This is a genomic window from Herbaspirillum sp. meg3 (assembly GCF_002257565.1).
Classification (GTDB): domain Bacteria; phylum Pseudomonadota; class Gammaproteobacteria; order Burkholderiales; family Burkholderiaceae_D; genus Herbaspirillum.
This window is the reverse complement of sequence record NZ_CP022736.1, coordinates 4,316,555-4,331,107: the sequence shown is the minus strand read 5'-3', so window position 1 is coordinate 4,331,107 and position 14,553 is coordinate 4,316,555. Positions and strand designations below refer to the sequence as shown.

Below are 14,553 nucleotides of genomic sequence, written 5' to 3'. Positions count from 1 at the left end.
GGGACACACGTCCCGGTTGGACTCAGGCCCCCTAGCTCATGCTTGGTTAGAGCAGCGGACTCATAATCCGTTGGTGCCGTGTTCGACTCACGGGGGGGCCACCAGCAATATCAAGGGCTTACGGTAAAACGTAAGCCCTTTTGTTTTGTGAAGGTTCAACGGAAGTTCAACAGAGATTTAGCTTCGCCAAAGGATTGAGGCGTTTTGTCTCTTGAAGGTGGTCGGGAGAGAGATGGGCATATCGGATCGTCATGGCTAGGCTGTGGTGTCCTAGAATCTTCTGGAGTGCCAGGATGTTACCTCCGTTCATAACGAAATGACTTGCGAATGTATGTCGCAGAATGTGTGTCAGTTGTCCTTTGGGTAGTATCAATTTCGCGATTTTTACTCCATCCCGAAATGCCTGATATGCCGCCTCAAACAATCGCTCTCCAAGGTTATTGGATTCGTGATGCGATATCAGCTCTGTTTCTAGCTTCTGTGTAATCGGGACTGCACGAGCTTTACTTGATTTTGTCTGCACGAACTGAATAACCCCGTTACGTATCTGAGATATTCGGAGTCCTTCAGCTTCTCCCCAGCGAGCGCCCGTTGCCAAGCATATTCTAGCCACCAAATTAACATCGCTACTGATGGTCTGGGAGAGGCTTTCGAGTAGGACTTTAATCTGCGGATTCGTGAGATATGAAAGCTCTCGTTCCTGAATCTTGAAGCTACGCAATTTGGTCAGCGGATTTTCTTTTTTCCAATGTTCAAGCCGGATGTTTTCATTGAAGACAGCCCGAAGGTATGCTTGCTCTCGATTCATTGTATTTGGAGTCAGACCTGCATCGATACGCTTCAATCGATATTCTGCAAATTGATCTGGAGTGAATTTGTCTGCAAAGGGGTTTCCCATCGCATTGCACATTGCCAGCAATATTCTTTTTCTACTTTCCCCATCTTTTAGACCCGACCCATGGTGTCTATGCCACAAATCTACAAGATCAGATAAGCGGCGCGCATCTTTCTTTGGGGGTGTCCAGTCTGGGTTGCGTTGTACAGTGGCCTGGATGTGTCGTTCCCACGCTAATGCTTCAGCTTTTGTCGGCAACGTCTTCTTTACCCGTTTTCCGCTTCTACCTCCAGGTTGAATATTTACTTGCCAGCCTGTTTTGACTTGCTTAATCGCCATAAATTATTCGCCTTTGTCAGCGCTCTTTTTCTGCAGCATTTCTTGCCATGAGAGCCAGCGATTAATACCGTCTTCGCTGTCTTTAATCTTTAAGTGGATATGCTTCGTATCGATCGTTATGCCGTGTTCGTTCGCTCTTGATTCTGCTCTAGCTAACACCGTCTTTGCGACCTGAAGCATGGCAGCAGTTTCTTCATAATCGCATCGAGGCAAATAGGTATCGTGCAAAATCTCTACCCAGCGGACGTCCTTGAGAATGGATACCAGTAGAAGGTTTTCGTCGCTCTCTGGCTCCGCTTTCCTAACTAATCCACTTCTTTTCAGCATATCTCTGGTTTTTAAGTTCGCAAGCTCCCCATCGCCATCCCAAAGGCTGCTCACGATGCGATCGTTCTCTTGGCTGTAATGCTGAACGGCGTTGAAGTACGCGAGGCTGCTTTCTTGAGGTGTTGATCGTAGGGGGAATCCCACGCCTTCTGGTGCCGTGTGGCCGAAAGCAGAGTCATCTATTCCTGTTACCAGCCAAAACGCATACGCGGGCCAATGCTTCGCAGCCGCCTCAATGAGTGCCGACGAAGGACGAGTGCCAGTTGTCCAGTAGCTCTTCCATGTCGCGCTGGTGACTCCAGTTTTTTCTTCCAGTTCTTTAAAGCGACGGTGTTCGCTTACTTTCAACGAAATCAGCAGACGCAATCTTTCATGCAGTGAATCAACTTTTGTATTTGACATAGTCTTAATCAAGTCTATAATAGGTTTAATTAAATCTTTTCGGGTTTCTTCTAATCATTATGAGCTTAATGGACGAATTCTCAAAATTTCCTGTATCGAGCAGTTCTTCATCTTCTCCTTTGGTTTCAAGGGAAAAATTTGCGGAGATGGTTTTTGGTACTAAAGAGGCAGTGGGAATTGTTATCGGCTGGTGTAACAAAGGCCTGATTCCTACCTATACCGTCGGGAAATATAGTTTGATTTCCGTCGAGCTTCTGAAGAAGCAATGCCTTGATCGAGAATTCAAATGAGCAAGATTAAGAGAGCCGTGGATGATCACCACTTCATCCGCGGTGCTGATCTGCCCGCCCGCAGCGCGAAGCGCGAGGACGGACAGCAGCAGCAACGCAAGCCTTCTCAAAAGAAAACGTCAGCGCCACACATTGAACCCCTCCAAGCTAATAGAGGGGTACATGAAGATGACTATGTCCAACTGATCCTGGCGGACGGAGCGGTAAAGCAAGTCCCAAGACGAAGCTCTTCAGAAAGCAACGTATTTATCGACTGGTTGACGTTCACCGCCAATGTTGACGGTTTTCTCAAGTTCAACGGGTACCAAGCATTTACTGACGACGATATTGCAGGTGCAATTTCTGCGCTGATGGAAGAGTTCTGCGGTGAAGGTTTTGGCATCAGCAAAAAGAACGGCTTTGGAATGCATTTCCACAAAGAGAGTTATGTCATCGGCGATGGATGGGGCGTATTTTGTATTGGGCACAGGAACAACCGGTTCCTTGTTTCGCTGTCTGGTGACGGTTGGCTCAATGCGGATGCTAATGCCGCAATAAAAATCCACAACTTTCTCAGTCGCCTTAATGAATATGGTGGCGATGTACGAATCAGCCGTATTGATTTGGCTGCTGACTATTATCAGAACGGTCCAACTCATGCCGAGTTCGAAGCTGCATATCACCGAGGTGAGTTTGTTCGCCAAAAGCGGCATATAGAGTCTCAAGACTCTTGGCCGAACTACCAAGTTTTTGGTTGTGTACATACCAATCGCGGAGTACAGGCTGGTATCACGGATGCGGTAGGTGTACGTACCTCTGATCTCTATCTTCGTCGCTACGACAAAGGGCGCCAATTAGGAGACCCGAATTCGACTTGGGTTCGGGTTGAGCTAGAGATGAAAAACAAAGATACGGTTATCCCGTTGGAAATATTGCTTCGTCCGGAAACGTATTTTTGCCAATACCCGTGGCTACGGAACTTGCGAGACAGCACCGCAATGAAACTTGAGACCAAGCGTCAGCGAGCGGAAATCACTGTTGAAGCTTCAAAGAAAATAATCAAACTCCAATTCGGGAAATATCTGCGTGTGTTGCGCGGCCTGGCTCATTCGGATGAGCAATTGCTTGAGCAGTTGCAGTCTGATGATGAAGACGCATGGCCTCCACGACTGGCAAAAATCGCGCCACCAATCTTTGTCCCTCTGCATTTGCGTCAACGAAGAAACGTCTATCAATTCGACGACGAAACAGCCACATCTGCGATCGGCTACACAGATGACTCCGGCTATCACTGTAGCCATGACTTCTAAAAGGAACTCAACATGAAATTCACATCGCAAATCAAGGTGCTCGGCATGAAAGCGTCCAAAGGAACGTTGGAAAACGGAACTGCTTACGACAGCACGAAAGTGTATGTCGAGACCGGATTGGACGATTCAAAGGGCAATGCGAAGGGATTTTCAGCGGTCGAGTATTCGATGGGAACATCCGACGAATACAACAAGTACAAGCATTTGCCCTTTCCGTTTGTGGCCGAAGCTACATTGGAAATTGTCACGACCGGGAAGGCGCAAAAAACACAGTTAGCTGATCTGAAACCAATCGAAATCGCTAAACAGAAAGCAGCGGCATAAGCATGAGGCGCGTTTTCATTGTTCAGGACAAAGAGAGCGCGCTTTTCCTTTGTCCTCATTTTGGTGATGTGAGTTATACGCCCTGGTTCAGCGCAGCTGGTCGGTTCGATGACTATGAGTCCGCTGTCGAAACGGCAGGCGTTCATTGCGGCGAAGGGTTTTTCGTTGAGTCTTTCTATGAGGCCTAAGGGGAAATGTAATGCAGATGGGAGCAGTGCAAACAATATTGGTCTGCGTTCCTTCGCAATTCGGACAGGCTCCATGTCCAGCTGGGACAGCTATCAGTGTCATTCAGGCTTACGTCATTGATCCGTCTCAGGCTCAGAGCATAGAAGCCCAGAATGCTCCGTTTGACTATAGCGCTGCAGCGAGTCTGTGGACGTTGGGATTTACTTTTGTAGTGGGATTGTTTTTGGTTTCGAAGTCGGCAGGAACGATCCTAAACATGATTCGCAGGTAGCGAGTAACCGACCGGACGGTATTCCGGATTTTTATAGGAGAAATTTGATGAATAAATTTGTGAAGCGCAGTGTGGCCGCGGTTGTCACTACCGTTGCAGCAGGTTCAGCAATGGCGGCGGGTGGTGGTCCAGATATGACCGGTCTGACGTCCGCAGTGGACTTTGGCACAGTCACCACCGCAGTCTTGTCGATTGCAGGCATGTTGGCCGTTGTTTACATCGCAGTGAAGGGCGCAAAGATCGCGCTGGCCATGCTGAAAGGCGGCTAATCGGTAGTGTCGTTGGGGTGCGAAGTTGCACCCCAATTTTTTCAATGTAAGGAGTGTCTGATGACGATCAATCAGCTTTGGTATCTGGCGATGTTCGTGTGGGGGATAGCGTCGGCATGGGCGGTAATCGAAGGTTTAAAGAACGGATGATTCTATGGAAAAGATAATTTTTCTACTCCTGTGCATTTGCTATTTCCTCTCCCTCGCATTCCAGTTTCTGAATGACGATTTTGATCATTGGTCAGATCCATTTATCCAGGCATTTTGCCGACCTCTTGAATTAATCGGATATCAGCGTGCGCTCTATCTTTTGTTGGTCGTCGCACTAATAGCGCTGGCTGTACCTATCGAATTCCTTTGACTATGTATAAACGCTTTCTCTGCTTGGTGATGGGGCTGCTAGTCGTGCTGAGAGCCGACGCTGGCGCTCTTCCTAATTTCTCTGGGTCGGTTAATAAGGCCGTTGCTCAGACCATCGAAAAAACCGCGATACGGCGTGGATTTGCAGCCAACGATCCGAGGGTTGCGGCGACCTATACAGGAGTTGCCTCCATTGCTGCTGGGATAGCGGCTGACGTCGCAGTAACCGCTGCGACTGCTGCTACGGCACCAGTTTGGCTGTCATTGGCTGCCGGCTTGGGAGCTGCGGCTATCGTCGGCGGTCTTGCGTATGGCGCTTACAAGGTATTTTTTGATGACGATAGTTCTGCCGCAAAATTTGTCCTGCGAACGACTGCTGGTACGCCAACTGGAACAGTGACCACGCCTAGTGGTAGCAACACATATGTTCAAAGCGGCTTAAAAGTGGACAGTGCTGGTCACATAGTGGGATCTACTCGCCTACGAATTCCTAACGGCGTATTCAACTTTCACGGGATTACAGTCTATTGCGATGAGCCAACGACCTGTATGCAATTAGCAGTTCAAGGATGGATTAACTTAGGCGGTGGTACAGGGGCTGTGTTCGATGTGCCATGCAGTGCTGAAGTGAACTCTGTTATTACGTGCGGTGCTAGAAGAATTGGATCGGGAGGAAATACAACGCCTCAATCCACTTGGATTACTGGCACCTATCAATTCAGTATGATCAATAACCCTCTGTATTCAGCTACGGTCAAAGGCAAGATTTCTGATATCGCAGCCGCAGTCCCACAGACGGAATTAGATAAGGCTGCGGACGCCTCGGTAATCGCAAGTTTAGCCAATATGTTGTGGCAGCGAGCCGCCTCTCAGCCTGGCTATCAGGGAGTGCCGTACTCCACTACAGATCCGGTCACAACTGCAGACGCTGCCAGTGTGCAGTCGTCTAATCCCTCGACATGGCCTAGCAATTCGGAGCTAATCGCTCCGGTATCGAGTGGCGCCGGTCAAGCCGTGCCGATATCCCCGTCTATAACACCGGGACAGCCTTCAACAAATCCTAGTACTGACCCGGGCGTAGGAACAAACGTCAACGTGGTGAATACCCCAAATGTGAATGTCGTCAACAAGGTTCAAATAGACCTGGGAGCTGACCCGGCTGTCGCAACGCCAACGCTTGAATCAGCTCCGACCGCGAAGATGATTCTTGATCCACTGCTGAACCTCTTCCCCACGTTGAAGAATTTCGTTGTTCCCTCTCACGAGTCAGTCTGTCCCAAGCCGACCATGAATCTGTTCGGTAGATCGCTGGTGTTGAGCGCGCATTGCGATCTTCTGGAATCGATCAGAGCAACACTCTATGCCACGATGGCCTTTGTTTGGACGATTGCTGCTATGTTCATCATCTTGAGGGCCTGAGAATTATGTTTGCGATTTTGGCATCAGCGGTCAATGTTCTCCTTGGCTTCGTCTTCAGGTCAGTGATAGTGAAGTTCGTTTTGTACTTTGGCCTCTTTTTTGTTGTCACTGAGTTTCTTCAAATACTTTCTCCGCTCTTGCCTACAGCCTCTGGCCTAACAAATTCACTGGCGGGAATGCCGAGTGGAGTTTGGTACTTCCTCGACCTTTTTAATATCTCTTACGGAATGCCAGCGCTGCTATCTGCATTCGTGACGCGATTTGTCATTCGCCGCTTACCTATCATCGGATAGCTTATGCCCATCAATGCATATACGGGCCTGATGCGCTCAGGAAAAAGCTATGAGGTTGTGTCGGAGGTAATCTTGCCTGCAATCGCTCGTGGGCGACGCGTGGTGACAAATATCGACGGCATTTCCGAATCAAAAATTCATCAATACATATTCGAGAAGCAGAACACTCCCATCTCGTCTTTGGGGAAAGTAATTCATGTCGACAATCAGGATGTCTTTCGAGAAGATTTCTTTCCATATTTCGATGACATGAAAAGCGCTCACGTAGACACTGTCGTCCAGCCTGGGGATATTGTCTGCATCGATGAAGCATGGCGCTTCTGGGGTGTCGGAAAGATCCACAAAAACCATCAGTCATTCTTCTTGGAGCACGGGCATTTCACTGACGAAGAGACTGGCGTGGCATGTGATCTTGTCTTGATGGTGCAGGACATCAGCACGCTCAATCGATTCTTAAAGAACGTTGTTGCTTTCACGTTTAAGACACACAAGAAGGTGTCGTTGGGCATGAACAATACCTACAGCATCAACTGCTGGGAGGGATACAAGCTCAATAAAGCCACGCTTGTTGGTACGTGGATACGTAAATATAAAAAAGAGATTTTCCCTCTCTATAGCTCGTTTAAGGGCGGAGTCAGTGGAAAGACTGAGACGGTCGATCAGCGACAGAATAAATTTGGCGGCAAGCGGATCTGGATCACTTTCGGAACACTCGTAATAGTCACGTTGGGCTGCGGATTTGCGATATGGCGCTTCTTTCATCCTAAACAGAACAACGAGAATCCTGGCCAGTCAGTTGCTCAATCGGGGATCGCTGCAAAACCGGCTCCCCAAGGTTCACCAGGAAACGTTTCAGTAGCACCGCCTCAGCGCAGTGAGATATGGCGCATCGTCGGCAGCTATATGGTGCGCAACGAATCTTTCGTTGTATTGGCTGATCCTCGCGGTGTTTTAAGGGTTGAGTCGCCATCTGTCTTCAATGGATCTCGCTATTCAATGACGGGAAGTGTGGATCAATCATTAGTGACGGTATGGACCGGATCTGCCGGTGTACCTGTGAGCACCGATGCGATTGTAAAACCTCCTCTGCCACCTCTTGGCCAGATGCCAACTAATCACCCTTGACGGCCATGAAAAAAATCTTGCTTGTGATTCTTCTGTGCTTCGCAATACCGTCGTTCGCTGGAAGGAAAGAGGTGGTGCCGTCACGCTTGGAGTTTCGCGAAGTGCAGATTGCGCAGGTCGTGCAATTGATATATGCCGAAACAAAAGACACGCCTTATGTGATTGATCCAGAAGTCTTGGCGGACAAGCGTATCGTTTCCTTTCGATATGACGCTCAGATGGGAGATTTCTCCCGATTTCTATCTGGCTTTCTCGAATCGGTCGGCTTAATAATCACCAATCGCGACGGAATCGCATATGTCACAAAGAAGATCAAAGAAGAGTATGTCGAGCCGCCCCCTGACGTATATGTGTACCAGCCTCGATACCGGGACGGATCGTATTTGAGTGATCTTCTGGCTCCGCTATTTAAAGGCCAATTCACCGCGAAGAAGGCAATCCATGCTGCTCCTGAAAACATGGCGCCTCAACGATCCGTACCTAGTGGCTCTGCCGCTGCGCTCGTTGATCGAAGAAGCGACACGTTAGTATTTTTGGGGTCGGCTGAAGAGATCGCTCGGCTGAAGCAGGTCATGTTGCAGGTCGATATTCCCAAGAAGAGTGTCATGGTTCAGGCTATTTTGTATGAGGTACAAACCTCTAATAGTGATGGAGGTGCCGCCAGCATTGCGCTAAATCTCTTGAATGGGAAGTTTGGCGCTTCGCTTGGTCAAGTAATTGATCCCCTCTCGAATATCTTCAAGTTTACTAACGTCAGTATCAATGCCGTTTTATCAAATTTTTCTTCTGACAGTCGATTTAATCTGATTTCAACACCGATTATGCGAGTGACATCGGGAGAGACCGGCTATTTGGTTGTTGGGGAGGATGTTCCGGTTTTATCTCAAGTTAGCTATGGCGGAAACGCGAACACACCGTTGCAGTCTGTTGAGTACAAACCGAGTGGAGCGATATTCAATATCCAGCCAATAGTGCGTGAGTCAGTAGTAGATTTGACGGTTATGCAGCAGACATCCAGTTTTGTTAGTACCAACACTGGAGTGAATTCATCTCCTACATTGAAGAAGCGCGAGATGGGATCGGTACTCACGTTAGCGGACGGTGAATTGGTTGTTATGGGCGGTCTTGGCGAAAATAAAAGCAGCGATTCACGCAGTGGGCTTTCCTTTTTCCCGAAATTTCTTCAATCACTAAATTCCAGTAATACGAAGACAGAGATCCTTCTTATTCTCAAGTTGACACGTATCTAGCCCATGACACTACTTTCACAAAATCGCATTAAAAAAATCCGCGATCGCTTCACTGGCCGCGTGAGATATGTCGCAGAGTCGCAAATCAAGATTCGCCGCGGAAAACTATGGGTCAAGATCAATCCGAGCCTCTTGCGAAGAGCGCATCTCTACCAAGGAAGCTCGGTAGTCACCTTCGCTAAGCCAGGTGTGCGAATGGTGGTAGTGAGGCGTTTGCGGCACGCCAAGGGCAATGTAGGTTGTGCTGGCATCTACTGAAGACCGGAGGCTTAAATCTTAGGCGGTGTTCTTCTTAAACATGTCGCGGTCGGGCGGTTTGTTGCCCGATGTTTGCCGTAGGGGCCGGGTCGGTAGACTAACGCGTAGCGTTCCCCGTAGCCGGCAAGCAAGCATGTTTAAAGCGATGCATAGTAAAATTTGAATACTGTGAATTTATACAGTATTATTCTAATGTTCCCATTTTGGGAACATGTTGACATTTCTTTGCATTCTGGTATTCTGTTCCCAAATCGTGAACAGATATGGTTATGAAACTACTGGGACGTAATAAATTGCAACTTTTGCGCGGTCTTGACGCCACAACAGATGTTTGGTTGGTTAACTGGATTTCTGAAGTGGTGAATGCTTCTTGGAAACATCCAGGTGATGTCATTAAGCAGTTTCCAACAGTCACAGCGGCAAATGTTGATGTGTTTCTATTCCGTGTGGCTTCGCAACCGCATTCAATTCAGCTGTCGATTATGTTTCCGTTGAATATTGCGGTCGTTACCGATTTGAAAAATATGTCTTAATTGCAATGGAAACTAAGGTTGAACCTAAAGTAATACGCTCTGATGAGCAATATCATGAGTATCTGGGGGAAATCCAGCGTTTGATGGCTGGAATGCCTATCATCGGATCGCCAGCTGCGGACAGGTTAGAACTCTTGTCGGTGTTGGTCGATTCTTATGAGAATCAAAAGTACCCTGTCGAAACTCCTGATCCAATTGATGCAATTCTTTTCCGAATGGAAGAGCAGGGGCTAAAGCAAACCGATCTTGTCCCGTATTTTGGGACGAGAAGTCGAGTATCTGAAGTCTTGGCTAGGAAGAGGCCGCTCACTGTTCAGATGATTCGAGCCCTGTCTATTGGTTTGGGTATCTCTACAGAGACGCTAGTGGGACTGTCTGTGCCATCTCAAGCGCAGAAAGGCGATAACCTTGATTGGGGGAAGTTTCCCATTAAGGAAATGGTCGCTCGGGGATGGGTTAGAAAACTAACGGATAAGGCGTCGGATTCGATTGAAGAGCTTGTTCAGCGTTTCATTGCTGATATTGGAATTCAATTCGGCGATGCAGCTTTTAAGCGTACGTTGAGCGGTGACGCGTATTCGCCGAGTACCAAATATGCCTTGTTTGCATGGCTGGCCAAAGTGATACAGCTGAGTCGAGAGAAAAAATCGAACTTAGGAAAGTTTGATGCAGAGATTCTTTCTGTGTCCTTCTTGAAAGAGCTTGCTCAATTAAGTTGGTTTGAACAAGGACCTCTTTTGGCTGTGGAATTTTTAGAGAAGCATGGAATTGCAGTTGTCATTGAGCCTCATCTAAAAGGAACAATGCTGGATGGGGCAGCACTTAAAGATGCAGATGGAACTCCGATCGTAGCGTTAACTTTGCGTTTTGATCGACTAGATAATTTTTGGTTTACCTTGATGCATGAAGTGGCTCATCTATGGAAGCATATTGGCGCTGACGAAACGTTTTTAGATAATCTAGATGCCGCATCTGAAGACCGTCGCGAGGTCGAGGCAAATCGCATAGCCAGGGAATCCTTTATTCCACGAGTAGTTTGGAAACGAAGTGATGCATATTTGTCGCCTAGTCGGGAGTCGATAGATCGGCTTTCACGTGAGCTGAAAATTCATCCGTCAATTATTGCCGGTCGAGTTCATCGAGAAAAAAATAACTATCAACTGTTTCCTGAGTTGATAGGGCAGGGTGAAGTGCGAAAGCTCTTCAATTTAGAGGTTGTTTAAGTAATTTAGGAGCAACGCATGAATCCCCAATATGTCCCGATTTTAAAAGCGAAGCCAGGTGAATTGAAGGCACTTGAGAAGCTGTCGACGCGGTCTGTTAGCAAGGTTTTGCCACTTTTTGATTTGCATCGTCAGAAAGATGGCGTCGCTGCGATGGATCACTTGGATAAACTAGCCTTTCTGATCTCATCGGCTTGGACTGGTGGGCAGGTGTTTGTTGATATCCCTAAATGGAAGCCTAACGCTCAGGCGGAAAACGGAGAGCATGTTCTTGCGTATGCTTGCTCGCAGCTCTCTATGCTTGGTGTTCCAGCTAGTGCTGTGGCGTCTTATGATCGTTGGGACGACCCAGAATATCAACGTGCGTTAGCGGGACTGAGCGAAGAGGGACAAAAGAGATTTTGTATTCGCTTGGAAAAGGATGCCCTGGAGGATGTCGGTGATCCTGATTACTTCATGGATAAGCTGGACGAACTTATGGATCGTTTGGCCATAGTCCCGTCGCATTGCTTTGTTGTGGTTGATCTTGGTGATATTTTTCATTCTGCTGTAGTGGATTTGATGCCGCTTGTGACGGATGCACTTACGTTGCTTGAACCCATCGGATTCGGTGGAATTGTGGTTGCCGGTTGCTCGCTGCCTACAACGGTAAATCAAGCGGTGAAAAAAATTAATTCCGCTGGATTTGTTGAGCGCCGAGAAGCCGTGCTTTGGAAGTCGATCTGCGCGGAGCGCCGCAATACAGATATCATTTTCGGAGACTACGGTATTCGTAATCCCAGTGGTGAAGAGGATGTGATTGCGCCAAACATGAATGGTAAGATTCGTTATACCCTGACGAATCGTTATTTGGTTGTACGCGGTCACTCAATTCAGGTTCCCCCGAAAGGTGCGCAGACGCATGCCTTGGCTCAATACCTGATTGCGTCGGGTCACTACATGGGGCCGGCGTTTAGTTGGGGCGATCAGCGTATTCAAGATTGTGCAAATTTAGTGTTTAAGGGTAATGCTGGTGATTGGATTGCAATCGATACAAATCATCATTTGGAGGCGGTGCTTGCAGAAATATTTGAATTTCAGCGGCATGTCGCAACGCTTACTCGCTAATAGCTCTCGTCAGCTTTCGCTCAATTGACAAGTCGGTTAGATTGGGGTAGCATTTCAATAAAGGTGATTCGCTACCGTTAAGTGCGAACTTGAAAAAAAGGTGATTCGCTACCATTAAGTGCGAACTTGAAACAAAGGTGAATCGCTACCACTAAGTGCGAGCTTGAAAAAATGGGCTTTGTACCCCGTTAAGTACAAAACTAAAAAGTGGCGAAAGCCACTTTTTTTTTGCTCGAAAGAAATTATGCGATTCTATACAGTAAAAAACGAATATATAGCGCATCTCCGGGGGGTAGACAAAAACGTTCCCGAGAACTACGGAGGGAAGCGGCCGTATGTTGGCGTAGTGATAGAGATCAACGGTTGCAAATATTTGGCGCCATTAACCTCATATAAGCCCAAGCAAGATGGATTTAAAAATAGCCCGGCAATAATGAAATTGCATGAGCGCGGAAATCCAGCAAACAAGCTTGGAATGATTCAGCTAAGCAATATGATTCCTGTGACTGACGATGTCGTCGTGGAATTGGATCTGACTAAGGAGGATCCAAAATATCAACGAATGCTGCAAAAGCAATTGGAGTTTATTAAAACTCAGAGAGATGAGATTGTCGATAAGACAACGAAACTCTATAAGCTTGTCTGTACAGACAAAAACCCTTTTTACGTAAAATTGTCTTGTGATTTTGCCAATCTCGAGACTGCTTTGCAGGAATATGTTCGGCCCTCTGATCGTAACTGAGCATATATAGTATTGGTTCAACAGAGGATCAACGGCGATGTGATTGGATGGTGTTCATTGTTATTCAATGCGACATAGAGGCAAGCATAGTGAGCTATGGTTGCTGAATGTTAGATGTTGAATAGGACTCATAATCCGTTGGTGCCGTGTTCGACTCACGGGGGGGCCACCAGCAATTCAGAAGGGCTTACGGTCAAACGTAAGCCCTTTTTTGTTTGGGTGTTCTGCGTCAGTTTGAAATAGTGTTTAATGCTGTTTCTGAAGATGTCGCTATCGATGCGGCACATGCTTCATTGCCGCGACATCAGTGTTGTCGGTGAACGAGCAACACGCCACAAGACGGAAACAATGCGTAAATACCAGAAGATCACGTTGTACTGCATCGCCGGCTTAAGCTTGCTGGTGGGGTTGTCCTGGCCTGTCACAAGCTTACTGCGTCTGCCGTCGCCAACGGCGTTACTCGGCCTGGCTCTGGAGCTGCGACCATTTTCACAAAGCTACGTCTATTTCGATAGCGCGCCATTCGTAGCGAGTGCGAACCCGCAAGCGTTACAAACTTCCTCTCCCGCAGAATCGACTTCACCATCGCTATTTCTGTCCCAGCAAGTTGCCTGGCGCAATGGTGCAACGCTCGGCCTCGCTCAATTCCTCAGCCAGACTCACACCGACGCTTTGCTGGTCATCCATCGTGGTCAGTTGGTACAAGAACTCTACCCCCTCGGTGCAACACGCGAAACTGTCTTTCCGTCCTACTCCGTCGCCAAGTCCATCCTGTCCGACCTGACTGGTATTGCCGTGCAAGAAGGCAAACTGTCCCTGTCCGATCCGGTGCGCAAGTATCTGCCGTATCTGCCGGAGAAATTCGACGTGCTGAAAGTGAATGACCTGCTCAACATGCATTCCGGCATTCACGTCGATGAGAAATACGACAGCGTGTTTTCGCAGATCGCTTACATGTACATCACCACCGATCTCAAGCGATTCGTGCGCGGACTCGGGACGACGCAGTTCACGCCGGGCGAGGGCTTCGTTTATCGCAGCATCGACTATCTGTTGTTGGGGATGGTGTTGTCGGTGGCGACCGGTGAGCCGTTGACGCGCTATCTGCAGGACAAGCTGTGGCAGCCGATGGGCGCGCAGTATCCGGCGAGCTGGAGTGTGGATAGCGATGCGGGTGCGGTGGAAAAGAGTTTTTGCTGCATCAATGCGCGTGCTATCGATTTTGCGCGTTTTGGTCTGCTGCATTTGCGGCGCGGTCAGGCGAACGGCACAGCGGTGTTGCCGGAGAGCTGGATGCGGCGGCCGGAGCAGGTCGGTGTGGCGGATGCAGACTTTGCGTATGGTCGCGGCTGGTGGTTGCCGCGTCGTGCCACCAACGGGCAGGATTACACGGCGATCGGGATTCATGGGCAGTACGTCTACATCGATCCGGTCAGCGATACCGTCATCGTCAAGCTGAGCGATCACGGCGCGGAGCAGGATGAGGCGTTGACGGTGGCCGCTTTCCGCAGCATCGTGGCGTCGTTGTCGGCGGCGAAGAACTGACATTGCAGCTGCGAGCGGGAAGACTTGGGGCTTCTTCTCAAAGGCAGGCAAGTAAAAAGGGCTTACGGTAAAACGTAAGCCCTTTTTGTATTGCCGTTGTAATGTGCCGCATTCGCCATCGTTACGACGTCCGTCATGTGCGCTGCTCAGCGTTCAGCGAAAG

At 48.4% G+C, this 14,553-nt stretch carries 15 protein-coding genes and 1 tRNA gene; 14 read left to right on the top strand and 2 right to left on the bottom strand.

Annotation, left to right across the window (positions count from 1 at the left end; genetic code table 11):
• Positions 1-25 precede the first annotated feature (25 nt).
• Positions 26-104, top strand: a tRNA-Ile gene (locus hmeg3_RS19480).
• 62 nt (positions 105-166) lie between these two features.
• Here the strand turns inward: hmeg3_RS19480 and hmeg3_RS19475 are convergent.
• Both hmeg3_RS19475 and hmeg3_RS19470 read right to left on the bottom strand, forming a co-directional pair.
• Positions 167-1,174: a tyrosine-type recombinase/integrase gene (locus tag hmeg3_RS19475; RefSeq protein WP_094565200.1), complete on the bottom strand. Its 1,008-nt coding sequence runs from the start codon at positions 1,172-1,174 to the stop codon at positions 167-169.
• 3 nt (positions 1,175-1,177) lie between these two features.
• Positions 1,178-1,903 (bottom strand): hypothetical protein, encoded by a 726-nt coding sequence (locus tag hmeg3_RS19470; protein WP_157739312.1) that lies wholly within the window; start codon positions 1,901-1,903, stop codon positions 1,178-1,180.
• Positions 1,904-1,971: 68 nt separating this feature from the next.
• Here hmeg3_RS19470 and hmeg3_RS19465 point away from each other — a divergent pair, with 68 nt between their 5' ends.
• The 13 genes from hmeg3_RS19465 to hmeg3_RS19395 all read left to right on the top strand — a co-directional run bounded on the left by hmeg3_RS19465 (position 1,972) and on the right by hmeg3_RS19395 (position 14,390).
• The gene (locus hmeg3_RS19465) at positions 1,972-2,193 is read left to right on the top strand and encodes a hypothetical protein (RefSeq protein ID WP_094565198.1); all 222 of its coding nucleotides are present in this window, start codon (positions 1,972-1,974) and stop codon (positions 2,191-2,193) included.
• Complete coding sequence (locus hmeg3_RS19460; protein ID WP_094565196.1) at positions 2,190-3,482, top strand: replication initiation factor domain-containing protein; 1,293 nt, start codon at positions 2,190-2,192, stop codon at positions 3,480-3,482. The genes hmeg3_RS19465 and hmeg3_RS19460 overlap by 4 nt, the downstream gene beginning before the upstream one ends.
• 12 nt (positions 3,483-3,494) lie before the next feature.
• On the top strand, positions 3,495-3,806 hold the full coding sequence (locus hmeg3_RS19455; protein WP_094565195.1) for a hypothetical protein: 312 nt from the start codon (positions 3,495-3,497) through the stop codon (positions 3,804-3,806).
• A 507-nt stretch (positions 3,807-4,313) separates the two neighbouring features.
• A complete protein-coding gene (locus tag hmeg3_RS19440; RefSeq protein WP_094565193.1) occupies positions 4,314-4,535 on the top strand; it encodes a hypothetical protein in 222 nt (73 codons plus the stop codon).
• A 363-nt stretch (positions 4,536-4,898) separates the two neighbouring features.
• Positions 4,899-6,314 carry a hypothetical protein gene (locus hmeg3_RS24815; RefSeq protein ID WP_157739311.1) on the top strand — a complete coding sequence of 472 codons (1,416 nt, stop codon included), beginning with the start codon at positions 4,899-4,901 and terminating at the stop codon, positions 6,312-6,314.
• Between the two features lie 5 nt (positions 6,315-6,319).
• The gene (locus hmeg3_RS19425; protein WP_094565190.1) at positions 6,320-6,607 is read left to right on the top strand and encodes a DUF2523 family protein; all 288 of its coding nucleotides are present in this window, start codon (positions 6,320-6,322) and stop codon (positions 6,605-6,607) included.
• A 3-nt stretch (positions 6,608-6,610) separates the two neighbouring features.
• Positions 6,611-7,732, top strand: coding sequence for a zonular occludens toxin domain-containing protein (locus hmeg3_RS19420; RefSeq protein WP_094565189.1), 1,122 nt, complete (start codon positions 6,611-6,613; stop codon positions 7,730-7,732).
• Positions 7,733-7,737: 5 nt separating this feature from the next.
• Positions 7,738-8,982 carry a type II secretion system protein GspD gene (locus hmeg3_RS19415; RefSeq protein ID WP_094565188.1) on the top strand — a complete coding sequence of 415 codons (1,245 nt, stop codon included), beginning with the start codon at positions 7,738-7,740 and terminating at the stop codon, positions 8,980-8,982.
• 527 nt (positions 8,983-9,509) lie between these two features.
• Positions 9,510-9,773, top strand: a complete 264-nt coding sequence (locus tag hmeg3_RS24810) for a hypothetical protein (RefSeq protein WP_157739310.1) — start codon at positions 9,510-9,512, stop codon at positions 9,771-9,773.
• Between the two features lie 5 nt (positions 9,774-9,778).
• Positions 9,779-10,996, top strand: a complete 1,218-nt coding sequence (locus tag hmeg3_RS19410; protein WP_094565187.1) for an ImmA/IrrE family metallo-endopeptidase — start codon at positions 9,779-9,781, stop codon at positions 10,994-10,996.
• A gap of 18 nt (positions 10,997-11,014) precedes the next feature.
• A complete protein-coding gene (locus hmeg3_RS19405; RefSeq protein WP_094565186.1) occupies positions 11,015-12,103 on the top strand; it encodes a beta family protein in 1,089 nt (362 codons plus the stop codon).
• 163 nt (positions 12,104-12,266) lie between these two features.
• Positions 12,267-12,845, top strand: a complete 579-nt coding sequence (locus tag hmeg3_RS19400; protein WP_094565185.1) for a type III toxin-antitoxin system ToxN/AbiQ family toxin — start codon at positions 12,267-12,269, stop codon at positions 12,843-12,845.
• A gap of 348 nt (positions 12,846-13,193) precedes the next feature.
• Complete coding sequence (locus tag hmeg3_RS19395) at positions 13,194-14,390, top strand: serine hydrolase (RefSeq protein ID WP_157739308.1); 1,197 nt, start codon at positions 13,194-13,196, stop codon at positions 14,388-14,390.
• Positions 14,391-14,553: the final 163 nt, after the last annotated feature.